20 protein-coding genes are annotated in these 20,572 nt (G+C 68.3%); 6 read left to right on the forward strand and 14 right to left on the reverse strand.

Features of this window, described 5'->3' with window-relative positions; translation table 11 throughout:
• Window positions 1-68: 68 nt before the first annotated feature.
• From argE to RM543_RS06610, 3 genes are all read right to left on the reverse strand, one after another.
• The gene (gene argE / locus RM543_RS06600) at window positions 69-1,241 is read right to left on the reverse strand and encodes an acetylornithine deacetylase (protein WP_311690104.1); all 1,173 of its coding nucleotides are present in this window, start codon (window positions 1,239-1,241) and stop codon (window positions 69-71) included.
• 209 nt (window positions 1,242-1,450) lie between these two features.
• Window positions 1,451-2,980 carry a DegQ family serine endoprotease gene (locus tag RM543_RS06605; RefSeq protein WP_432280437.1) on the reverse strand — a complete coding sequence of 510 codons (1,530 nt, stop codon included), beginning with the start codon at window positions 2,978-2,980 and terminating at the stop codon, window positions 1,451-1,453.
• 316 nt (window positions 2,981-3,296) lie between these two features.
• A complete protein-coding gene (locus RM543_RS06610; protein ID WP_311690105.1) occupies window positions 3,297-3,752 on the reverse strand; it encodes an OB-fold nucleic acid binding domain-containing protein in 456 nt (151 codons plus the stop codon).
• A 103-nt stretch (window positions 3,753-3,855) separates the two neighbouring features.
• Between RM543_RS06610 and RM543_RS06615 the strand changes: the two genes are divergently transcribed.
• The gene (locus RM543_RS06615) at window positions 3,856-4,179 is read left to right on the forward strand and encodes a 2Fe-2S iron-sulfur cluster-binding protein (protein WP_311690106.1); all 324 of its coding nucleotides are present in this window, start codon (window positions 3,856-3,858) and stop codon (window positions 4,177-4,179) included.
• Window positions 4,179-4,946 (forward strand): FG-GAP repeat domain-containing protein, encoded by a 768-nt coding sequence (locus RM543_RS06620; RefSeq protein ID WP_311690107.1) that lies wholly within the window; start codon window positions 4,179-4,181, stop codon window positions 4,944-4,946. Before RM543_RS06615 ends, RM543_RS06620 begins: the two co-directional genes overlap by 1 nt.
• A gap of 76 nt (window positions 4,947-5,022) precedes the next feature.
• Here RM543_RS06620 and purD read toward each other — a convergent pair whose 3' ends face one another.
• Window positions 5,023-6,291 (reverse strand): phosphoribosylamine--glycine ligase, encoded by a 1,269-nt coding sequence (purD, locus tag RM543_RS06625; RefSeq protein WP_311690108.1) that lies wholly within the window; start codon window positions 6,289-6,291, stop codon window positions 5,023-5,025.
• A 191-nt stretch (window positions 6,292-6,482) separates the two neighbouring features.
• Here purD and xseA point away from each other — a divergent pair, with 191 nt between their 5' ends.
• Complete coding sequence (gene xseA / locus RM543_RS06630; protein WP_311690109.1) at window positions 6,483-8,075, forward strand: exodeoxyribonuclease VII large subunit; 1,593 nt, start codon at window positions 6,483-6,485, stop codon at window positions 8,073-8,075.
• 1 nt (window position 8,076) lies between these two features.
• On the opposite strand, the gene RM543_RS06635 is transcribed toward xseA, so the two are convergent.
• Window positions 8,077-8,490: a hypothetical protein gene (locus RM543_RS06635; protein ID WP_311690110.1), complete on the reverse strand. Its 414-nt coding sequence runs from the start codon at window positions 8,488-8,490 to the stop codon at window positions 8,077-8,079.
• Window positions 8,491-8,727: 237 nt separating this feature from the next.
• On the opposite strand from RM543_RS06635, the gene ftsY reads away from it, so the two are divergent.
• The 3 genes from ftsY (at window position 8,728) to RM543_RS06650 (ending at window position 11,703) form a co-directional block, all read left to right on the forward strand.
• Window positions 8,728-10,011, forward strand: coding sequence for a signal recognition particle-docking protein FtsY (gene ftsY, locus RM543_RS06640; RefSeq protein WP_311690111.1), 1,284 nt, complete (start codon window positions 8,728-8,730; stop codon window positions 10,009-10,011).
• Between the two features lie 28 nt (window positions 10,012-10,039).
• A complete protein-coding gene (locus RM543_RS06645; protein WP_311690112.1) occupies window positions 10,040-10,942 on the forward strand; it encodes an EamA family transporter in 903 nt (300 codons plus the stop codon).
• Between the two features lie 161 nt (window positions 10,943-11,103).
• Window positions 11,104-11,703, forward strand: a complete 600-nt coding sequence (locus RM543_RS06650; RefSeq protein ID WP_311690113.1) for an inner membrane-spanning protein YciB — start codon at window positions 11,104-11,106, stop codon at window positions 11,701-11,703.
• 51 nt (window positions 11,704-11,754) lie between these two features.
• Here the strand turns inward: RM543_RS06650 and RM543_RS06655 are convergent, their stop codons facing one another.
• The 9 genes from RM543_RS06655 to RM543_RS06695 all read right to left on the reverse strand — a co-directional run bounded on the left by RM543_RS06655 (window position 11,755) and on the right by RM543_RS06695 (window position 20,570).
• A complete protein-coding gene (locus RM543_RS06655; RefSeq protein WP_311690114.1) occupies window positions 11,755-13,065 on the reverse strand; it encodes a DUF8689 domain-containing protein in 1,311 nt (436 codons plus the stop codon).
• Window positions 13,066-13,181: 116 nt separating this feature from the next.
• Window positions 13,182-13,670 carry a prepilin peptidase gene (locus tag RM543_RS06660; RefSeq protein ID WP_311691324.1) on the reverse strand — a complete coding sequence of 163 codons (489 nt, stop codon included), beginning with the start codon at window positions 13,668-13,670 and terminating at the stop codon, window positions 13,182-13,184.
• Window positions 13,671-13,683: 13 nt separating this feature from the next.
• Window positions 13,684-14,535, reverse strand: a complete 852-nt coding sequence (locus RM543_RS06665; protein WP_311690115.1) for a tetratricopeptide repeat protein — start codon at window positions 14,533-14,535, stop codon at window positions 13,684-13,686.
• Window positions 14,536-14,563: 28 nt separating this feature from the next.
• Entirely contained in the window at window positions 14,564-15,133 is a 570-nt protein-coding gene (locus RM543_RS06670; protein WP_432280449.1) for a tetratricopeptide repeat protein, read from the reverse strand.
• 62 nt (window positions 15,134-15,195) lie between these two features.
• Window positions 15,196-16,197 carry a type II secretion system F family protein gene (locus RM543_RS06675; RefSeq protein ID WP_311690117.1) on the reverse strand — a complete coding sequence of 334 codons (1,002 nt, stop codon included), beginning with the start codon at window positions 16,195-16,197 and terminating at the stop codon, window positions 15,196-15,198.
• 8 nt (window positions 16,198-16,205) lie between these two features.
• Entirely contained in the window at window positions 16,206-17,174 is a 969-nt protein-coding gene (locus RM543_RS06680) for a type II secretion system F family protein (protein ID WP_311690118.1), read from the reverse strand.
• 12 nt (window positions 17,175-17,186) lie between these two features.
• A complete protein-coding gene (locus tag RM543_RS06685) occupies window positions 17,187-18,647 on the reverse strand; it encodes a TadA family conjugal transfer-associated ATPase (protein WP_311690119.1) in 1,461 nt (486 codons plus the stop codon).
• A 26-nt stretch (window positions 18,648-18,673) separates the two neighbouring features.
• Window positions 18,674-19,933 carry a CpaE/TadZ family protein gene (locus RM543_RS06690; protein WP_311690120.1) on the reverse strand — a complete coding sequence of 420 codons (1,260 nt, stop codon included), beginning with the start codon at window positions 19,931-19,933 and terminating at the stop codon, window positions 18,674-18,676.
• 265 nt (window positions 19,934-20,198) lie between these two features.
• On the reverse strand, window positions 20,199-20,570 hold the full coding sequence (locus RM543_RS06695; RefSeq protein ID WP_311690121.1) for a hypothetical protein: 372 nt from the start codon (window positions 20,568-20,570) through the stop codon (window positions 20,199-20,201).
• Between the last annotated feature and the right edge of the window lie 2 nt (window positions 20,571-20,572).

Raw genomic sequence — 20,572 nt, forward strand, 5'->3', positions numbered from 1 at the left:
TCCCTGACCTCCAGGGAAAGACAGGGTCCGCCGTTTCCTCCCAGGCGGCGGACCCACCCCCTCCCGATCTACGCCGTCCCGGCCACGCGCTGCGTCAGGCCCCGGATCGTGCGAAGACAGTGATCCAGCTGGTCTCGCGTGACGAACTCGTCGGGCAAGTGTGCCTGCGAGATCGAGCCGGGACCGCAGACGACCACATCGCCCCCCAGTTCCCGGAAGAGCCCGGCCTCCGTGCCGAAGGCCACCGTGCCGGCATCCGCCGTCCCCGTCAGCGCGAGGAGCAGATCGCGCAGGGCATTGTCGTTCTCCGGATCCAGCCCGACGACATCGCCGATCACCTCCGTCTCGATCCGCGCATCCGGCTCGGTCCGCCGAAGCTGCGGCAACAGAACCTCCTCGACGTGCTTCGACAGCGCCTCCCTGACGAACTCCGCGTCCCCCGCCTGCGCGGGACGCATCTCCCATTCCAAGAGGGCGCTCGCCGCGATGACGTTGTGGGCATTGCCGCCCGAGAGACGACCGAGATTGACCGTGGTCCAGGGCGGGTGAAACGGCAGACCATCCGCCGCACGACGCTTCAGCTCCTCCCGCAATTCGAGGAGCCGCGCGGCGTAGCGAATCGCGGCGTCGAGGGCACTGGCGCCCGCATCGGGGTCGGAGCCGTGCCCGGCACGGCCGTGAAAGCGGACGGTATACTCTGACACGCCCTTGTGACCGTCGATCACCCGCATCTCCGTGGGCTCCCCGATCATCGTCATGGCCGGCTTCAGACCGCGTTTCGCGAGTTCCGACGTGAGGGAGCGGGCGCCGAGGCAGCCGACCTCCTCGTCATAGGTGAAGCTGAAATGGACGGGGCGGTGCGTCGCGATCCTTGCGAGCTCGGGCGCGAGATGGACGGCGGCGGCGATGAAGCCCTTCATGTCGCAGGTGCCGCGCCCGTACAGGCGGCCCGCATCGTCCTCGGTCATTTCGAAGGGCGGGCGGTGCCAGTCCTGGCCCTCGACCGGAACGACGTCGCTGTGCCCCGACAGGATCAGCCCGCCCTCCGCCCGGTCCGGCCCGAGTGTCGCGAAGAGGTTCGCCTTGCGGCCACTGTCGTCCTTCAGGACGGACGTTCGCGCCCCGGCGGCCTCGAGCCGCTCCGCCAGGTGCTCGATCATGGCAAGATTGCTGTCCGCCGAGACGGTGGGAAAGGCGATGAGGTCGCCGAGCAGGGCGACGGTGCTGTCGAGATCATTCATGCCGCGAAGGCTCGCAGGATCACGGAGGTCTGGCAAGCGCGGGACGATCGGGCGAGGGCAGGGCGGTGGCCGCCCCGCCGCCCCTCCGGGCACTGTCTTCCGCCGCCCTGTCGTGCCTCCCCCGGGGTCTGCGCCGCGAGGATGAAGGGAGACGCATGAAAAAAGGGGCCCCGCAGGGCCCCTTGCTACCGGTTTTCTGTGGGGACGCGTCAGTCCTCGAGCGGCAGGGCGACGAAGCGCGGGTCGCCGCCGCGGCGGATCAGAAGGAGGACCGACCGGCGGCCGGCCTCGCGCGCCTCCTCGATGCGGGCTTCGAAATCGGAGATGCCGGAGACCGGCTCCTGCCCCGCTTCGACGATCACGTCACCGGCATTCACGCCCTTCTCGAAGGCTTCCGACGATTCGTCCACGTCGGTCACGGCAAGACCGCTGGCGTCGGAGTCCAGGCCGAGTTCCTCGGCAATCTCGGAGGTCAGGGGCTGCACCGTCAGGCCGAGGACCTGCGATTGCGAGGGCTCTTCCTCGCCCTCATCCGGGCCCGCGACAGAGGCGGGGACGGCGCTTTCGGCATCCTCGCGGCGGCCGAGCGTGATCCGCAGATCTTCCATCTCGCCGTCGCGATAGACGGTCACGCCGACTTCCTTGCCGACCTCGGTGTTGCCGACGCGGCGGACGAGCTGGCGGGTGTCTTCGACCTCGCCGCCGTCGAAGGAGAGGATCACGTCACCGGCTTCCATGCCGGCCTCTTCGGCGGGCCCCTCGGGGACGTCCGTGACGAGGGCGCCGCGTGCATCATCAAGGCCGATCGCGTCGGCGACATCCTCGGTCACGTCCTGGATACGCACGCCCAGCCAGCCGCGGCGGGTCTCGCCGAACTCCATCAGCTGGTCGATGACGCCGGTGGCGACACGGGAGGACATCGCGAAGCCGATGCCGATGGAGCCGCCGGTGGGCGACAGGATGGCGGTGTTGATGCCGATCACTTCGCCGTCGAGGTTGAACAGCGGCCCGCCCGAGTTGCCGCGGTTGATGGCGGCGTCGGTCTGGATGTAATCGTCGTAGCTTCCCGACAGCGCGCGGCCGCGGGCGGACACGATGCCGGCGGAGACGGAGAAGCCCTGCCCGAGCGGGTTGCCCATCGCGAGGACCCAGTCCCCGACGCGGGCATCGTCGCTGTCGCCCCAGGGAACGTGCGGCAAGCTCTCGGCATCGACCTTGAGGAGCGCAAGGTCCGTGTTCGGATCGGTGCCGACGACTTCGGCCGGCAGCTCGTCGCCAGAGAAGAACTCGATGTTGATCTCGTCGGCCTGCTCGATGACGTGGTTGTTCGTGACGATGTAACCGTCTTCGGAGATCACGAAGCCCGAGCCGAGGGCGGAGGAGCGGCGCGGACGCGGGGCCTCGCCGCCGGGGGTGTTGCGATCGAGGAAGTCGCGGAAGAAGTCCTCAAAGGGCGATCCCTCCGGAACCTGCGGCATCCCGTCGGTCGCGGTGGACACCATGGTGGAGGTGGTGATGTTCACCACGGCGGGGCTGATCTGTTCGGCCAGTTCGGCGAAGCTTGCCGGGCGGTCGTTGAGATTGGTCTCCGCCTCTATGGGGGCTGCGGCGTCCTGAGCGGGGGCGGGCAGCGCGCCGGCGAGGGCCACGGCGGCGCCGAGGACGATCGCGGACAGGGCCTGGGCGGCCCGGGCGGGCGCGGCCGGCATCTGTGCCAGTGCGATGGATCTGGAGGTCACGAAGTTTGCTCCTTCTTGGATGAGCGCCGGCCCCTCTCGGGCCGGGCCGTAACTGAAGCGGGTGGCCCGGCCCCGGGACGGGGGCCGATGCGTGTAGCGGACCATTTTACAAACGCGGCCGGTTCGCAAATCAAAGGCCGGTCGCGTTTCGTCATATAGGCGTGACGCATTGTAACCGTCAGGGGCCATCCGCGCTCCATGGACGCTTCCGCCGGCCAAGTGGCCTTGAGGGCGCCGCCGCAACGCGCGAGCCCGAAATATCGTCCCCGCAGCGGGCGGACGCAAGGGCGCGCTTCCCGGGCGGCGGCGCCTGTCCTCAGGGCTGATCCCCTGCGCGGCAGATGTCCGGGGTGAGCTGAGGCGAAAGCAGCAGGTCCAGCATCGGGGAGATGTCCTCGATCTCCTCCGCCACGACATGGACGATGTTGGTCTGCCGCTGCACCCGTCCCGTCACGCGCAGGAGGCGCCCCGCAATGACGGCGCGGCGGAACCGTTCGTAGATCTTCGCCCACACCACGACGTTGCAGGTGCCGGTCTCGTCCTCGAGCGTGATGAAGATCACCCCCTTGGCCGTGCCGGGCCGCTGCCGCACCAGAACCAGCCCCGCCACGGTGATCCGCGCGCCGGTGGGCACGATCTCCAGGAGCCGTGCCGGGCAGGCGCTCGGCGGTCGCGGCCAGCGCTCGTTCCCCAGCGGCTTCTCGCGGTGGATGGGATGGCCGATGGCCGCCTTGCTCGGCGGGGCGTCTGGCGGGGGCAGGGGGCGAAACATGAGAACAAGTGTAGAACATATGCGCACGGACGCAACCCCGCTGGCATCGCCGCCCCGCATGACATATCGAGTTCCCGCGCAACGGCCAGACGGAGAACGCCAGATGGCGAAGATCACCTATATCGAGCATGGCGGCACGGAGCATGTCGTCGAGGTCCGCAACGGCATGACCGTGATGGAAGGCGCGCGCGACAACGACATCCCCGGCATCGAAGCCGATTGCGGCGGCGCCTGCGCCTGTTCCACCTGCCACGTCTACGTTCATCCCGACTGGACGGAAAAGCTGCCGGCGATGGATCCGATGGAGGAGGACATGCTGGACTTCGCCTTCGAACCCGACAAGGTCCGCTCCCGCCTCACCTGCCAGATCAAGGTGACGGATGCCCTCGACGGCCTCGTCGTCCAGATGCCCGAGAAGCAGCTCTGATGCCGGGGCGGCGGGCGGGGCGCTTCGCGGCCCTGGCCGCCTGCCTTCTCGCCGCCGCCGCCACTACCACCGCGGCCCGGGCCGATCTGCCCGCCGCCTGCATCGGTCCCATCGTGGATGCGAGCTACGATGCGCCGACCGGCCGCTACCCCCACGGCGCGCTCGGCGACGATCTCGAATGGGGGCGGCTCAAGGTCCGGATCGCGGGGCAGCCGCCCTGCAGCTGGCCCTATGCTGACCTCGTGGCCGTCCTGCCGGAGACCCGCGTCTTCGAGGATACCGAGCCCCGCCTTGCCGATCTCGACGGCGACGGCGCGCCCGAGGTGATCGTGGTCGAAAGTCACAGGGATCTCGGCGCCCGTCTCGCGATCTGGGGCCTTCGCCGGGGCGCGCTTGACCGCATCGCCGCGACCCCCGCCATCGGCACGCGCTTCCGGTGGCTCGCCCCCCTCGGCGCCGCCGATCTCGACGGGGACGGGCGCGCGGAGATTGCCTATGTCGACCGGCCCCACCTTGCGCGGACCTTGCGCATCGTCCGCCTCCAGGGAAGCCGCCTGCGCCCCGTCGCCGAGGCGTACGGCCACACCAATCACCGTATCGGCGACACCACCATCTCGGGCGGCATCCGCGACTGCGGCACCGGTCCCGAGATCATCACCGCCTCCCCCGACTGGTCCGATGTTCAGGCAAGCCGCCTGTCGGGCGGGACCTTGAGAACGCAGGTGCTCGACGCGGGGGATCTTTCGGCGGCGATGGAGTGCCGCTGAGGAGAGGCGACGCTCACGTCACTCGCCATGACCATGCGCGTCGTGGCTCTTCCTCGGGGCCCGCGTCCCGGCCGTTTCACTTAAGCGCGCGCCAGCCGATGTCGCGCCGGTAGCGCCCCTCCGGCCAGTCCACGGCCTCTGCCAAAGCGTAGGCCCGGTCCCGCGCTTCGGCGAGGGACGCGCCGCGGCCCGTCGCGCTCAGGACACGGCCCCCAGCGGCCACCACGGCGCCGCCGGCCTCTGCGGTTCCGGCGTGGAACATCATCTGATGCGAACTCTCGGGCAGATGCTCCAGCCCGCCGATCCGCGTGCCCTTCCGGTACTCGCCCGGATAGCCCTCGGCCGCCAGCACCACCGTCATGGCGTGATCGTCGGCCCATGTCACGGTCATGTCTGCAAGACGCCCCTCGGCCACGGCCTGGCAGAGATCCAGCGCCTGCGCGCCGAGACGCATCATGATCGCCTGGCATTCGGGATCCCCGAAGCGGACATTGTACTCGACGAGCCGCGGCGCGCCGTCCGGTCCGATCATGAGACCGACATAGAGCACACCGCGATATGGGATCCCGCGCCGTGCCATCTCCGCCATGGTCGGCCGCACGATCCGCTCGAGCGCGGCCTCCGTTACGGCGTCCGTCATCACCGGGGCAGGGGTGTAGGCGCCCATTCCGCCGGTATTCGGTCCCTCGTCGCCCTCGAGAGCGCGCTTGTGATCCTGCGCCGTGCCGACGGGAAGCACCGTCTCGCCATCCACCAGCACGAAGAAGGACGCCTCCTCGCCGGCCATGAACTCCTCGATCACGACCTCTGCCCCGGCCGTGCCGTGGGCGCCTGCGAACATCGCGTCCACCGCCTCCAGCGCCTCGGCCTCCGTCATCGCGACGACGACGCCCTTGCCTGCCGCGAGACCATCGGCCTTCACCACGATCGGAGCGCCTCGCGCCTTCACGTGATCCCGCGCGGGGCCGGCCTCGGTGAACCGCGCCCAGCCGGCGGTCGGCGCCTCCACGGCGTCGCAGATTTCCTTGGTGAACGCCTTGGACGCCTCCAGCCGCGCCGCGGCCGCGGACGGCCCGAAGACGGGGATCCCCGCCGCGATCAACTCGTCGGCGACGCCGGCCGCGAGCGGCGCTTCGGGCCCGACGATCACGAGGTCGATCGCTTCCGTTTCGCAGAGCGCCACGACGGCAGGGGGATCGCAGATGTCGATGTCGCAATTCTCGGCGATGGCGCGCGTTCCCGCATTGCCGGGCGCCATGATCAGGCGGTCGCATTTGGGGTTCTGCAGCACCGCCCAGGCGAGCGCATGCTCCCGCCCGCCGCCACCGAGGATCAGGATGTTCATCGCCATCTCCAGAAACTGATGTTGCCCGCCCGCGCCGGGCTCGCGCCTGACTAGTCACCGCGCGCGCCCGCTTCAAGCGCAGCCCTGCCGTCGTCCTTCCCGGACCCACCCTGCCGGCGGCGATGGGGCGGCCCTGCGTCGCCCGTCGCCCCGGCTTGCACCCGCCCGCCACCGGGGGCACTCTGCCGCCCATGTCCGAACTCTTCGAAGACGACGGCCCGGATAGCGGCCCCTCCAACGCCTACGATTTCACCGTCTCCGAACTGTCGGGCGCGGTGAAGAAGACCGTCGAGGGCACGTTCGGCAATGTCCGCGTGCGAGGCGAGATCGGCCGGGTCTCCCGGCCCCGGTCGGGGCATCTCTATCTCGACCTGAAGGACGACCGCTCCACCCTCGCCTCGGTGATCTGGAAGGGAACGCTCGCTCGTCTCGCGCATCAGCCCGAGGAGGGGATGGAGGTCGTCGCCACCGGCCGCATGACCACCTTTCCCGGACAGTCGAAATATCAGCTCGTCATCGAGCGGATCGAGCCGGCCGGCATGGGCGCCCTCATGGCGATGCTCGAGAAGCGCCGCGCGGCGCTCGCCGCGGAGGGCCTGTTCGACGAGGATCGCAAACGCCCGATCCCCTACCTGCCGGAGGTGATCGGCGTCGTCACCTCGCCCTCGGGCGCCGTGATCCGGGACATCCTCCATCGCCTGCGGGACCGCTTCCCGCGCAAGGTTCTCGTATGGCCCGTCGCGGTCCAGGGGCAGGCCTGCGCCGGTCAGGTGGCCGCCGCGATCGAGGGGTTCAACCGGATCGAGGCGGGGGGGAGGCTGCCCCGGCCCGATGTCCTGATCGTCGCGCGCGGCGGGGGCTCGCTGGAGGATCTCTGGGGCTTCAATGAGGAGGCGGTCGTCCGCGCCGCGGCGTCGTCGTCCATCCCGCTGATCTCCGCCGTCGGCCACGAGACCGACACCACGCTGATCGACCATGCCGCCGACCGCCGAGCGCCGACCCCCACCGCCGCCGCCGAGATGGCCGTGCCCGTGCGCCTCGATCTCGTGGCGACGCTGGACGGGCAGGGCGCGCGCCTGTCCGGCGGCTTCTCGCGCTACCTGTCCTGGCGGTCGGAGCGGGTACGGGACCTGTCCCGCGCCTTGCCGCGGCCCGAGCGGCTGGTGGAATCGCCCCGGCAGCGGCTCGACCACGCCTCACACCGCCTGCCGGCGGCTTTGTCCAGGGGAGTGACCGACCGCCGCGCGAGGCTTGCCGATGCCGCCGCGGCGCTCCGCCCGGCCGGTGCAAGCGCCCGCGTCACCGCCGCGCGGGACCGCCTGACGCAAGCCGACCGCCTGCGCCCGGCGCTGACCCGCAACGCCGCCGCGCAACGCCGGACCCTGCGCGAGAAGGCCGCGCGCCTCCGCCCGGACCCGATCCTGCACGCCGTCACCCGCAATTGCGCGGATCTCGGCCGGATCTGGTCCCGCCTCGCCGCTGCCGCCGGGGCCTTGCGCGCCGAACGCGTCCGGCATCTCGCGGCGCTCGACCGCACGCGCCTGACGCTCGGCCCCAGCGAGACGCTGGCCCGCGGCTTCGCCATCGTGCGCACCGGGGAGGGCAAGGTTGTCACCACCCGGGAGGCCGCCGCCGAAGCGGGGGCGCTCGAGCTCGAATTCCGCGACGGGCGCCTTCCGGTCGGCGGGCCGGGAGCGGCTTCCACAGGGGCCGCCATGCGCCCCGCAAAGCCCGCCCGCCGGAAGACGCCGCCACCGGACGACGACCAAGGGTCGCTTCTTTAGATCAGACGCCGACCTCGGGCCCGAGGCACGACATCGGCTCCTGCGCCTCGCCGGCCTCGTAGAGCGTCGTCGATTGCGGATCGTCCTGGAACATCGCCCTCAGCCCGCCATCCTCGCGGTAGAAGGTCCAGCACTGATCCGGCCCCAAATCCTCGTAGACGAAACAGATCCGATCATCGTCCTCGTACCACGTTCCGTCCTTGCATTCCCCGTCTAGGAAGGACCACGTCACGCGCCGGTCCGCCTTGTAGCGCTCGACGCCGTACGCGACGCCGCCCGAATAGAAATAGAGCGTCTTGCCGCGGGTATAGGCGTCGAACTCCTCGCCGCTCATCGGCGTCTGGGCGAGCGCGGGAAGGGCGGCAAGGACGGCGAGGGCGGCAAGGCCGAGGCGGCGGGGCAGGGCGGCGATCATGGTCTCTCCGGGGGCGAGGGGGGCGTCACGGGGCGGACGATGACAGCTTGGTGCCTGTCGCAAAAGCCCCCGTGCCCGTCACGCCTGCGTGCGGAGGGGAAGCAGGCGGCGGAAGAGCGCCGCCTGCGCGCCCGAGGATCGACGGCCGGATGGGGGCACCCCGCGCCCCCTCGGGGCCGCCGCCCTTCCATCCCGCGCCGCGACTGGTTAGGTGAACGAAGGCAAGGAGATGCGAACATGGCCCTTTTCGGCAAGCTCAGGGAGCGGCTCTTCAAGACATCCTCGAAGCTCGGAGACGGGCTCGACGCCGTCGTGCGCGAGGGTGGGACGGAGGAGCCGGCCGAGGTCGCGTCTTCCGAAGCGCCCCGGCCCGAGCGTCCGCAGGAGCCGTCCCGCCCGGAGCCGTCCCAGCCCGCTCCACCGGCCGCACCGCCTTCGGAGGTCCCGGCCTCTCCCGCGCCGCAGGAGATCCCGCAGGCCCCGGGCGACGGGATCCGCCCCGCCACGCCCGCCGAAGTACCTCCGGTCGGCTCCCCGCCGCCGACGCCGAGCCCGCTGACCGACACGCCGCCGCCCGGCTCCGATCAGCCCGCGCCCCAGCCCGAGACCCGTGCCGATGCCGCTCCCTCGGGCCTCATCGGTCGCCTCTTCGGCCGCGGCGCGCCCGCCGCCGCACCGGTCGTCCGGCGCACCCTCGACGACGAGATGCTGGAGGAGCTTGAAGAGGTGCTGATCCAGTCCGACATGGGCGTCGAGACCTCGCTTCGCGTCACCGCCAACCTCGCGGAATCGCATCTGGGGCGCCGCGTCTCCACCGCCGAGGTGAAGATGCTCCTGGCCGAGGAAATCGCCCGCATCATGGAGCCGGTCGCCCGCCCGCTGCCGCTCTACCCCTCGCGTCCGCAGGTCGTCCTGATCGTCGGTGTCAACGGGTCCGGCAAGACCACCACCATCGGCAAGCTCGCGAGCCAGTTCCGCGATGCCGGCAAGTCGGTCGTCATTGCCGCGGCCGACACCTTCCGCGCCGCTGCCGTCGAGCAGCTTCAGGTCTGGGGCGACCGCGCGGGCGTGCCTGTCCTCACCGCGCCGCAGGGCACCGACCCGGCCTCCCTCGTCTACGACGCCATGACGAAGGCGCAGGAGGACGGTGCGGACCTTCTGATGATCGATACCGCCGGGCGCCTGCAGAACCGGGCGGACCTGATGGAGGAGCTCGCCAAGATCGTCCGCGTGATCCGTGGCAAGGATCCGGACGCGCCGCACAATACCGTCCTCGTGCTCGATGCCACGACCGGACAGAACGCCCTGTCGCAGGTCAAGACGTTCAAGGAACTGTCGGACGTCTCCGGGCTCGTCATGACCAAGCTCGACGGCACCGCACGAGGCGGCGTGCTCGTCGCGCTGGCGGACAGCTTCGGCCTTCCGATCCACGCGATAGGCGTGGGGGAGAAGATCGACGACCTCGCGCCCTTCGATCCGGCCGACTTCGCCCGCGCCCTGACAGGGGCCGACCCGGCCTGACGGGCCGCTCAAGGAACAGGGCGCTCCCATGGCCGACTGGTTGACCTCCCTTCAGGGCACGGATGCCGGCCATGTCGCGGCGCTCTGGTTCGCCCTCGCAGCAGCGGTGCTTCATGCGATCTTCGGGGCGCTCCAGAAGGGCCGCTTCGATCCGTGGACGACCCGCGGCGCCATCGACGCCTGGCTCGTCCTGCTGTCCCTGCCCGTCGCGCTCTTCCTCGTGCCCTGGCCCGAGGGGGACCTCTGGTGGCTCCTCGCGGGAACCTTCGTCATTCACCTGGTGTACAAGGTCGGCGTCGCACTCGCCTTTTCCCGCGGCGCGTTCACCGTGGTCTACCCGGTCGTGCGGGGGACGGGCCCGCTCTTCACCGTCGTCGGCGCGTGGCTGATCTTCGGCGAGACCTTCGCGCCCGGCCAGTGGGTCGGCGTCCTCATCCTCCTCTGTGGCATCTTCGGTCTCGCCCTCTACAACCTGCGCACGGTGACGCTGGCCCGCGAGACACTGGTCGCCGCGCTCCTCCTGGCCGTCGCGACAGGGGCGCTCGTCGCGATCTACACGACGTGGGACGCATTCGGCATGCGCGCCGCGCCAAATCCGCTGACCTACCTGGCGTGGTTCTTCCTGATCTCCTCGCTCGACTTTCCGGTCATCGCCCTGATCCGCCACCGCCGCCTCGCGCAGCCGCCGCCGCTGAACGGTCTCGCCCTTCGCGGCCTCATCGGGGCCGTGGTGGCCTGGGGCTCCTTCGGCTCGGTGATGGTGGCGACATGGCTCGACAAGGTCGGTGAGGCCGCCGTCCTGCGCGAGACCTCCACCGTCTTCGCCGCAGCCATCGGCTACCTCTTTCTGGGCGAGACGGTCGGCCCGAGGCGCCTCATCCTCATGTCGCTGATCGCAGCAGGCGCCGTGGTGGTCGAGATCTTCGGATAGGCTGCACATCATCGGTCGCGGAGGGACCTCGGTGGAAGGTCGCGGCGCAAGCCGGGCCGCCGCCGCCGCCGCCGCCGCCTCCCGGCGCGACAGCGCAAACGGTTGACAACAGGCGCTCCTGTGGTGTCCTCCCTGACATCCCGAGAAAGGCGAGACGGACCATGGCGGCACGGAAGATCAATCCCTGGCTCAAGCAGGCGCTCGAGCTTGGACCACCTTTGCTCTTCTTCGTCGGTTATCTGCGGATCAAGGACGACAGCTTCCTCGTCGGCGGCACCCGATACGACGGCTTCATCGTCGCCGCCGCGCTCTTCGTTCCGCTGCTGCTCCTGTCCATGGCGATCCTCTGGAAGCTGACGGGCAAGCTGTCCCGGCTCCAGGCCGTCACCGCGCTCCTCGTCGTGATCTTCGGCGGGCTGACGGTGTGGTTCAACGACGAGACGTTCTTCAAGATGAAGACGACCATCGTCTACGGTCTCTTCGCCGCGCTTCTGGGGATCGGTCTTCTGCGCGGTCAGTCCTGGCTGGCCTGGGTTCTGGACGAGTTCATGCCCATGGCGGAGGAGGGCTGGATGAAGCTGACCCGCCGCCTGGCGCTCGCCTTCGCCGTCCTTGCCATCGCAAACGAGGTGGTCTGGCGGACGATGTCCACCGAGGCCTGGGTGAAGATCGAGACCTTCGCCTTTCCCGTCGCGCTGATCCTGTTCCTCTGGACCCAGATCATGCTCCTCCAGCGCTACCTGGAAGAGCCGGAGGGGTAGCGGGGCTTCCGCGCCGGCCGGGACGGGCCGCGCGGGATTCCCGGCCCTTCGTCAGTGGGTGATGGCCTCTTCCTTGACGAACATGTTGGCCCACGCCCTGTCGATGAGCTCCGGAGACATCTGGTAGGGAATGCCCTCGAAATCGCAGATCGCCATCATCTGGTCGATCAGGAAGACCGGCTGGTAATTGGCATAGACGTTGTCGATGGCCGGGTATTTCGACTTCAACAGATGCACCAGGGCGGACTGGTCGAGCGGCATGCCCTTCTTCCGCGCCACAAGCGCGAAGATCTTGAGGAAGTCCTCCTGCCCCGGACCGTCGATCTTGATCTTGAAGAAGATCCGCCGAAGCGCCGCCTTGTCGAAGATTTCGTTCGGGTGGAAGTTGGTCGAGAAGATGACGAGCGTGTCGAACGGCACCTCGAACTTCTCTCCTGATTGCAGGGCGAGGATGTCCCGCCCTTCCTCGAGCGGCACGATCCAGCGGTTCACCAGCGCCTGCGGCGGCTCCGCCTGCCGGCCGAGGTCGTCGACGATGAAGATCCCGCCGGTGGACTTGAGCTGCAGGGGCGCCTGGTAGGTCCGCGCAGTGGGATTGTAGACCAGATCGAGCATGTCGAGGGACAACTCGCCGCCGGTGATCACGGTCGGCCGTTCGCAGCGTACGTAGCGCGAATCGTAGCGGGTTCCGCTGCGGCGAAGCTGGGTCGGATCATCCTCCTGCGTCTCCGCGGCGGAGTGCACGATGGGATCGTAGACGGTGATGACCTGACCGGCATACTCGATGGCGCGGGGGACGTAGATCCTGTCCCCCATCGCATCGCGGATACCGTTGGAGATGGAGGACTTCCCGTTTCCGGGCGGGCCGTACATCAGGATGGAGCGGCCCGAGGTCACGGCGGGGCCGAGCTGATCGAGAAGCGTCGGCGGCAGGATGAGATGCCCCATCGCCCGGGTCAGCTCGGCCCGCGTGATGCGCACGTTGCGGATGGACTGGCGCTCGACCTGCTCGCGGTAGACGTCCAGCGGGACGGGCATGGCGCCGAAATACTCGGATTGCGCGAGGGCGTCGAGCGCGCGGGATTTGCCGGCATCGGTCAACTGGTAGCCCATCTCTCCGCCCGAATTGGCATGGAGCGTTCCGGTCGCCTCGATCAGCTTCTGCGAGCGGACGAGATCCACGAGCTCCTGCGTGACCGGGACAGGCAGGCAGATCGCGCGGGCGATGTCGCTGACGAGGTCCGCATTCTTGCGGAACATCGTCTTGAGCAGGATCTCCCGCATCATCACCGGCGCCAATTGCATGTCGTCCAGCCGGCGGGGCGCCGGTGGCGCGATCACGTTGCCGATCTCCATGTTCATCGAAACTGGGCCCCATCGCTTGGCGCCCCGCCGGTCGCGGGGCCGATTGCCCCGATCCCTAGCCCCGATTCATGGCCGAATGATGGACCTTCCGCGCCGCTTCTCCGGCGGGCGCCTCAAACGCCCCAGGCCGCGGCGAGGCCGAGATAGAGCGCGAGCGTGGGACCGAGGGCGAGACCCATGGGAAAGTCCTTGCGCGTCATGCTTTCCCAGCCCGGCAAGGCGCGGCGGACCGCACCGATCGCGCGAAGCCCGCGGTGGAGGGCGAAGACGACGATGAGGACGAGCGCCAGGAGCTGGACGAACGCGAAGAGGTCCGCCAGCGCCACGAACGGCGCCATGGCGGCAGCAAACTTGGCATCGCCCGCGCCGACGAGCCGGACGAGGTTCAGCAGGAACCCCAGAACGATGACCACGGCGACATGGAGGCATCGCCCAGCATACTCCCCCCAATCGAGCACGAATGGACCCAGAACGGCAAAGACCGCGAGGGCGGCCAGCACGGCGCGGTTCGGGATCTTCATGCGCCGCAAATCGCTCACCGCCACCCAGATGCAGATCGGCAGCATCGGTATCAGAAAGACGATTGCGGCCTCGGCCGGCATCGCGAGCACCGGCTCAGCTCCGTGCGCCCTCGAGCGCCGTCAGCGCCCGCGCGGCATCCTCGAAATGCTGCGGATGGGTATCGATGGCGTCGCGGAGGAGGGATTTGCCGATTTCCACATCACCCTGCTTGATCGCCGTCAGCGCCATCGTGTGCAGGAGCTGTGCCCGCTCGGTCTGGTCCACATCGACAATGGGGAGCTGGTAGCGGCGCTGGGCGCCGCGGGCGAGGACGAGGTTGTTCTTGGCGGTGAAGAGGCCGGGATCGTACTTTATCGCCTCCCCGAACAGGCGTTCGGCATCGAGATACTCGCCCCGCGAGAGCTTCGAGTAGCCCCAGTTGTTGAGAACGCCGGACGGCCGCGTCGTCAGGCCGACGGCGGTCTCGTAGAAGCTGTCCGCCTTGGCCCATTCCTTGTTGCCGTCGGCGATCATCGCCTCGAGCTTGTAGCGCGTGTAGGTCTCGTGGGTGGGCGGCACGGCATCGAGGACCGCCTCGGCCTTGTCCCATTGGCCCGCGCGGATGAGCGCATCGGCGTAGGAGACCTGGTCCCCGGCGGACGCGCCGGCCATGGTCGTCACCCTGGACCACGCGCCGGCGGCTTCGACGTTCAGGTTCGCCTTCACCAGCGACTTGCCGAGGTTGCGCTGGAGATCGATCCGTTCGGGCTTCTCGGCCGTTGCGCGCTTGAAGTAGGCGACAGCCTCTGCCGGATCGGCAACCGACAGCATGATGTCGGAGAGGTTGTTCTCGTCGATGGCGTTGACGCTCTGGACCGCTCGGTCCACGTCGCTGCCCTTCCCGCCGCAGGCACCCAGAAGGGCCGCCCCGCCGAAGGCCAGGATCGCAAGGATCGGGTGGCGCATGGAATGCGTCCTTTTTGCTCGCTCTGCCTCAGGGCGTCGCCAGGATGCGGTATTGCCCGCTCCCCCGGCGCACCAGGTCGTAATTCTCGTTTTCCTCAGCGTAGGCAGGATTCTCCAACAGGGCGAGTGCACGGCGGAGATTTTCGCGGATCTGGGCAGATTGGCCACTGTCGAGCGCAAAGGCGGTGCGGAAGGTGCGCGCGGCCTCGCCGGTCTCGCGCTGTTCCATGAGGACCACGCCGAGGTTGTTCCATGCCGGCGGGAAGGTCTCGTCCTCCTCGATGGCACGCCGCAGGAGGCGCTCCGCCTGTCCGAGGCGCCCCAGCTTGAGATTGGCCGAACCGATGGCCGAGAGCGTGTCCACGTTGAGCCCCTGCTCGGCGGCGGCGCGGTAATAGGCCTTGAGCGCCAATTCGTAATACCCCGACGCCATCAGCCTGTGTCCGACCACGAGCCCGTCCACGGCGTCCTGCACATCGGGCGTGCCCTCCGGGGCCGCCGGCCCCGCGATCTCGGAGCCGAGGCGCATGTCCTCCTGCCCCCGGCCGCAGGAGACGAGCACGAAGGCGAGGAGGAAAAGGGAAAGCTGGCGGCGCATCATCGCCCTGACCATCGCCGCAAGCGGGCGGAACGCCAAGCCCACGTTCTCGCGAGAGGGTCTCAGCCGTTCAGGATCATCATGACGTAAATGTCGTAGATCGACGGGCCGATCAGGATGATGAGAAGCGGCGGCACGGTGAACATCATCGTGCCCAGCGTCAGCTTGGTGGGCAGGACGTTTGCCTTTTCCTCCGCCCGCATGACGCGCTTGTCCCGCATCTCGGCCGCGAAGATCCGGAGCGCTTCGGCGATGGACGTGCCGAAGGAAGCGGACTGGATCAGCACGGTGATGAAGGAGGAGACGTCCGGCACACCGCAGCGGGCGGACATGTCCTTCAGGACCGAGACCTTGTCCTTGCCGGCCTTCATCTCGTGGCTGACGATCTCGAATTCCTCGGACAGGGCAGGGTAGCCCGCGCGGGTTTCCTTGCTGACGCGGATGATCGCCTGTTCGAGCGACTGCCCCGCTTCGACGCAAACCAGCATCATGTCGAGCGAATCGGGAAACCCCTCCACGATTTCCTGCTGCCGGGACTGGAGGCGGCGCTGCACCCAGTACTTGGGGAGGTAGTAGCCGATGGCCCCCGGGATCAGGACGTAGAGGATCATCGACTGCATCGAGGCGTCGCCGTTGGCCGATTTCAGCACGGCGGCGAGACAGCCGATCAGGAGGAACCCGAGGCCGAGGATCAACTGCGCGGCATGGAACGCGCGCACCGCGGCCTTCGATCGATAGCCCGCGCGCATCATGGTCAGCCGCGCGGAGGACATTTCCTCTGCGTCCTGCGGCTCGAGGAAGGTGGCGTACTTGTCGAGCTTCTCGGTGGTGCGGCTGCGCTCCTGCCTCAGCGCCTTGCCACCCTTCGGCGCGTCCTTGTCCGGCGCGGCCTTGCGGGGGCGGGTTTCCTCCTTCAGCCGGTCGAGCGGATCCTGCTTGCGGGCGAGGAAGACGGGAAGCGACAACGCGATGAGCAGCACGCCGAGAAGACCGATGGCGTAGAGCGGCCCGAGAACGCCGAAGCGATCCACGAGGGCGTCGTTGATGGTGTCGAGAAAGTCCATGAGCGCCCTCAGACCTTGATGTTGACCATGATCTTCATGAAGATCATGTTGACCACGAGGAACGCGCCGACGACCAGGCAAGCCGGGATGAACAGCGAGGTTTCCTTGACCGCGTCGTAGTAGGTCGGCTGAAGCACGTTGATGGCGATCAGCGCGAGGACAGGGAAGACCGAGAGGAACATTCCCGACCACTTCGCCTCCGCCGTGATCGCCTTCACCCTGCGGAAAAGCTTGAAGCGCGAGCGGATCACCTTCGCGAGCCCGTCGAGGATCTCCGCGAGGTTGCCCCCCGACTGCTGCTGGATCGTCACCGCGACGGCGAGGAACCGAAGATCCTGCATGTCCATCCGTTCGGCGAAGGCTTTCAGGGCTTCGGACATGTCCCGACCGTAAGCGGCCTCGTCGGCGATCACGCCGAACTCGGAGCCGAGCGGATCGGCGACTTCCTTCGCGACGATGCCGATGGCGGAGGAGAAGGGATGACCGACGCGCAGTGAGCGCACCATCAGTTCGACCGCGTCCGGAAGCTGCTCCTCGATGAGGCCGAGGCGCTTCTTCGCCTTGTTGTTCACCCAGGTGTAGACCCCGCCGACCCCCATCGCGATCGCGACGACGGTGCGCACGGCGAGCCCCGCCTCGGTGGCGACGCTCAGGCCGACGAAGGCCATCGCGCTCACAAGCGCCATCACCGCGATGAGCTGGATCGGCGTGAAGGCGATGTTGGCCTTCTGCGCCTTGTCCGCCAGGATCGCGTAGAGCGGGATGCCCCTCGCGTTCATGTGCTGGCTCATTTCCTTGCGGAGCTGTTCGAGCACCTCTTCGCGGCGCCCGCCCTTCTCCAGCAGGTCGAGCCTGCGGTTCACCCGGCTGTTGAGGCTGATCGACTTGCCGAAGACGGTGAGATAGATGCCCTCCACCATCGCCAGGACCGCGATGAAGATGAGCCCGTAGATCAGCGGTTCTGCCGAAATGGTCATGATGCGCCCGTTCTATCCGACAATCGGATCGTAAATGCTGGCGGGCAGATCATACCCCCATTGCTTGAAGCGATCCGCGTAGTAGGACCGCACGCCGGATGCGTTGAACCGGCCGATGATCTTGCCGTCCGGCCCGAGGCCCTGACGCTCGTAGCGGAAGATCTCCTGCATCGATATGACCTCCCCCTCCATTCCGGTGATCTCGGTGACCGAGACCATGCGGCGGGAGCCGTCCTGCAGGCGGCTGGCCTGGACGATCAGGTTCACGGCGCTGGCGATCTGGCTGCGGACGGCCTTGAGCGGCATCTCGATGCCGGCCATCGCGATCATGTTCTCGAGGCGGGAGATCCCGTCCCGCGCGGAGTTGGCGTGGATCGTGGTCATCGAGCCGTCATGGCCGGTGTTCATGGCCTGAAGCATGTCGATCACCTCCTCGCCGCGTGTCTCGCCGACGATGATCCGGTCGGGGCGCATCCGCAGGGCGTTCTTCAGGCAGTCCCGCTGGGAGACGGCGCCCCGCCCCTCGACGTTGGCCGGGCGGCTTTCCATCCGGCCGACATGGGTCTGCTGGAGCTGGAGTTCGGCGGTGTCCTCGATGGTCAGGATGCGCTCCGAATTGCCGATGTAGGAGGAGAGCGCGTTGAGCGTGGTCGTCTTGCCCGAACCGGTGCCGCCAGAGACGATGATGTTCAGCCGGCAGGCGACGGCGGCTTCGAGATAGGCGGCGATGTCGTCCGTGAAGGCGCCGAACCGGACGAGATCGTCGATCCCGAGTTTCTCCTTCTTGAACTTCCGGATCGAGACGAGGGAGCCGTCCACCGCGATCGGCGGAACCATGGCATTGAAGCGGGAGCCATCCGAGAGGCGGGCGTCCACGTAGGGATTGCTTTCGTCCACCCGGCGGCCGACGGCGGAGACGATCTTGTCGATGATCCGCAGCAGGTGCCGCTCGTCCTTGAAGGTGATCTCGGTCAGTTCGAGCTTGCCGTCCCGCTCCACGAAGATCTGCCGTGGACCGTTGACGAGGATGTCGTTGACGGTGTCGTCCTTCAGCAGGGGCTCGAGGGGGCCGAGACCGGTCACCTCGTTGTAGAGGTCGTTCTGGAGGGTCGCCCGCTCCTCCTTGTTGAGGACGATGGACATCTCCTCGAGGCTCTCCTGCGCAATGGCGGAGATCTCGGCGCGCAGGTCCGATTCGGTGGCCGTTTCGAGCGCGGCGAGGTTGAGGCTGTCGAGGAGGCGCTTGTGCACCTCCACCTTGATCTCGGAGAACTTCTCCTTGCGCTTCTTCTCCCTGTCCTCCGGCGCGGCCTGCGCGGCGATCCGGGGGCGTGAGGCCTCCATCGCCCGCCGCGGGGGACGGGGCGCCTCGGCGGGAACGGGCGCTGCCGCGTTCGCCTTGGGCGGGGTCTCCTGGCGGGTCGGCGCGGCCGTATCGGGGGCGGGGCGCTGCTTCTTGTATTTCGAGAACATCGGGTCGCCTCCGGGCGAATGGAGCGTCAGCTTTCGGCGCGAACTCTGGCGATATCGTGGAGGGAGGTGGCCAGTTTCAGGATTTCTTTGCGCAGCGGCGATTTCCTCGCGCCCTCCGCCAGCGTCTCGCCCTGGTCGTTGCACTGGGTCACCTGCCGCCCGCCATCGGGCAATTGCAGCTCGATCGTGATGTCGAGGCTCTCGGCGAGGCGTCTGGCACGGGACTTGCCTTGCAGATCGGTGAACTTGGGCGCGCGGTTGAGACCGTAGCGGATCCGCTCCGTTGGCAAATCCTCGCCCTTCAGGAGCCTGTTGAAGCGCAGCGTGTTCTGGGCCGATCGCATGTCCAGCTCGATCAGGGCGAAATAGACGTCCGCCGCCTGGAGCACGGTTTCGGACCATGCGACGAGCGTGCTCGGCATGTCCACGACGACGAAGTCGAAATGCGCGCGCGCCATGTCCAGAACGGCGGCGATATCCTCCGGCGCGACGAGATCCAGCGGCAGGATGTCCGGCGGAGCGGTCAGGACATGCAGCTTCTCGGAATGAGTCTGAAGCGCGCCGTGAAAGACCTCCGCATCCATCGAGCCGGTATCGGCCAGCATCTCGTAGACCACGTCACGCCGCTGCAGGTCGAGGGCGGTGGAGACGGAGCCGTACTGAAGGTCGAGATCGATGACGCAGACCTTGGGCGGCTCTTCCTTCTTCCGGCCCTGACCGGCCAGCTCCCATGCGAGGTTCACCGCGAAGGTCGTCGCGCCGACACCCCCCGCAAGGCCGTGCACCGCGAGGATCGCGCCGTCCCGGTCGCCCTTGCCTGCGCGCGGGGCGGCGGCCGCGGCATCGGGGCCGGCGGGCTCGGTGTGCTGCGGCTCCGGCGTCCGGATGCGGTCGATGGCCTCGTGAAGGGCATTCTCGGGAAGCGGGTAGGGGAGGAATTCGCGGGCCCCGAGACGCAAGAGCTGGTGCAGCGCGGTCGGCCGCACGTCCTTCGCCACGAGAAGGACGGCGATGTCGCGGCGCCGCGCGGCGCGGATCACGTCCCCCACGAGCGTCTCGCTCTCCTCGTCCTGATCATCGATGGCGACGACGACGAATTCGAGGGATCCCGCGTCCGGTTGTCCGAGGAAGGTCAGGCCGTCCCCCAGCGAGAGGTCCCCCCAGTTCTCGCCAAGCTCGGTCTCCATGTCCTCAATCAGCAGATCGAAGTTCTGCACATCCCGGCTGATGGTACAGGCGGAGATCGGCGCCGGTTCCGGCTGCAAGGCTGCACTGCTCGTCGTCATGGCCTCAAACCCTTTTTGCGGATCGTCCGGGATCGCTCCCGGCCGGCGCTGAGCCGCTTCCGCGGTCGCACCTATCCTCAGTCTCGGTTTTTCCGGGCTGAACCCGGCGAAATTGGGGCCGGATTATCGTCATTGTGCGAAGCCGCCGGAGGGTGATTGGTAAATTGTGACGATTGTTTCCGATCACGCCTGCGCGATGCAGCACCCTTTCGAGCTCAGCCGGATTGGCGCAGGCTACAGACGCGCCCGCGCCAAGCGAATGGCCTCAACCACCTCCGGCGTCGCCTCCGCGGCCGCCGCCGGAGGGCAGATGCGCGGAATCGTCATACGGGACCGGGCCATGCTGCTCCGTCGCACTGCGGATCGATTCCGTGTAGGCGAAGAGGGCGTACTTGCCGTCTTGGATGCGGCCGGGGCAGCCGCTGGACAAGGGTTGGCCATATTTCGAGATGGTGGCGCTCGTCACACGGCGGCAGGTCATCTGCAGGTGATTGTTCCGGGTCGCCATGCCGAAATCCCCCTGATCGAGGAACGCCCCGGCCTCGTCGTCGAAGTCCCGCCGGGCTTCCGGCGCACAGGCGGAGGAGAGGGCCGCGGCGCACAGGAGCGCGGGGATGGTCCAGTCGGAATAGCGCATCT

The sequence above is a fragment of the Tropicimonas omnivorans genome (assembly GCF_031846565.1).
Classification (GTDB): domain Bacteria; phylum Pseudomonadota; class Alphaproteobacteria; order Rhodobacterales; family Rhodobacteraceae; genus Tropicimonas_B; species Tropicimonas_B omnivorans.

Coding starts and splice junctions, on each gene's coding strand:
- RM543_RS06635 (WP_311690110.1), bottom strand. CDS start 8,490: ATGATCGCCGCCCTGCCCCGCCGCCTCGGCCTTGCCGCCCTCGCCGTC.
- RM543_RS06685 (WP_311690119.1), bottom strand. CDS start 18,647: ATGTTCTCGAAATACAAGAAGCAGCGCCCCGCCCCCGATACGGCCGCG.
- ftsY (WP_311690111.1), top strand. CDS start 8,728: ATGGCCCTTTTCGGCAAGCTCAGGGAGCGGCTCTTCAAGACATCCTCG.
- RM543_RS06655 (WP_311690114.1), bottom strand. CDS start 13,065: ATGAACATGGAGATCGGCAACGTGATCGCGCCACCGGCGCCCCGCCGG.
- RM543_RS06645 (WP_311690112.1), top strand. CDS start 10,040: ATGGCCGACTGGTTGACCTCCCTTCAGGGCACGGATGCCGGCCATGTC.
- RM543_RS06690 (WP_311690120.1), bottom strand. CDS start 19,933: ATGACGACGAGCAGTGCAGCCTTGCAGCCGGAACCGGCGCCGATCTCC.
- RM543_RS06620 (WP_311690107.1), top strand. CDS start 4,179: ATGCCGGGGCGGCGGGCGGGGCGCTTCGCGGCCCTGGCCGCCTGCCTT.
- RM543_RS06695 (WP_311690121.1), bottom strand. CDS start 20,570: ATGCGCTATTCCGACTGGACCATCCCCGCGCTCCTGTGCGCCGCGGCC.
- argE (WP_311690104.1), bottom strand. CDS start 1,241: ATGAATGATCTCGACAGCACCGTCGCCCTGCTCGGCGACCTCATCGCC.
- purD (WP_311690108.1), bottom strand. CDS start 6,291: ATGAACATCCTGATCCTCGGTGGCGGCGGGCGGGAGCATGCGCTCGCC.
- xseA (WP_311690109.1), top strand. CDS start 6,483: ATGTCCGAACTCTTCGAAGACGACGGCCCGGATAGCGGCCCCTCCAAC.
- RM543_RS06665 (WP_311690115.1), bottom strand. CDS start 14,535: ATGCGCCACCCGATCCTTGCGATCCTGGCCTTCGGCGGGGCGGCCCTT.
- RM543_RS06670 (WP_432280449.1), bottom strand. CDS start 15,133: ATGCGCCGCCAGCTTTCCCTTTTCCTCCTCGCCTTCGTGCTCGTCTCC.
- RM543_RS06680 (WP_311690118.1), bottom strand. CDS start 17,174: ATGACCATTTCGGCAGAACCGCTGATCTACGGGCTCATCTTCATCGCG.
- RM543_RS06615 (WP_311690106.1), top strand. CDS start 3,856: ATGGCGAAGATCACCTATATCGAGCATGGCGGCACGGAGCATGTCGTC.
- RM543_RS06675 (WP_311690117.1), bottom strand. CDS start 16,197: ATGGACTTTCTCGACACCATCAACGACGCCCTCGTGGATCGCTTCGGC.
- RM543_RS06660 (WP_311691324.1), bottom strand. CDS start 13,670: ATGCCGGCCGAGGCCGCAATCGTCTTTCTGATACCGATGCTGCCGATC.
- RM543_RS06650 (WP_311690113.1), top strand. CDS start 11,104: ATGGCGGCACGGAAGATCAATCCCTGGCTCAAGCAGGCGCTCGAGCTT.
- RM543_RS06610 (WP_311690105.1), bottom strand. CDS start 3,752: ATGTTTCGCCCCCTGCCCCCGCCAGACGCCCCGCCGAGCAAGGCGGCC.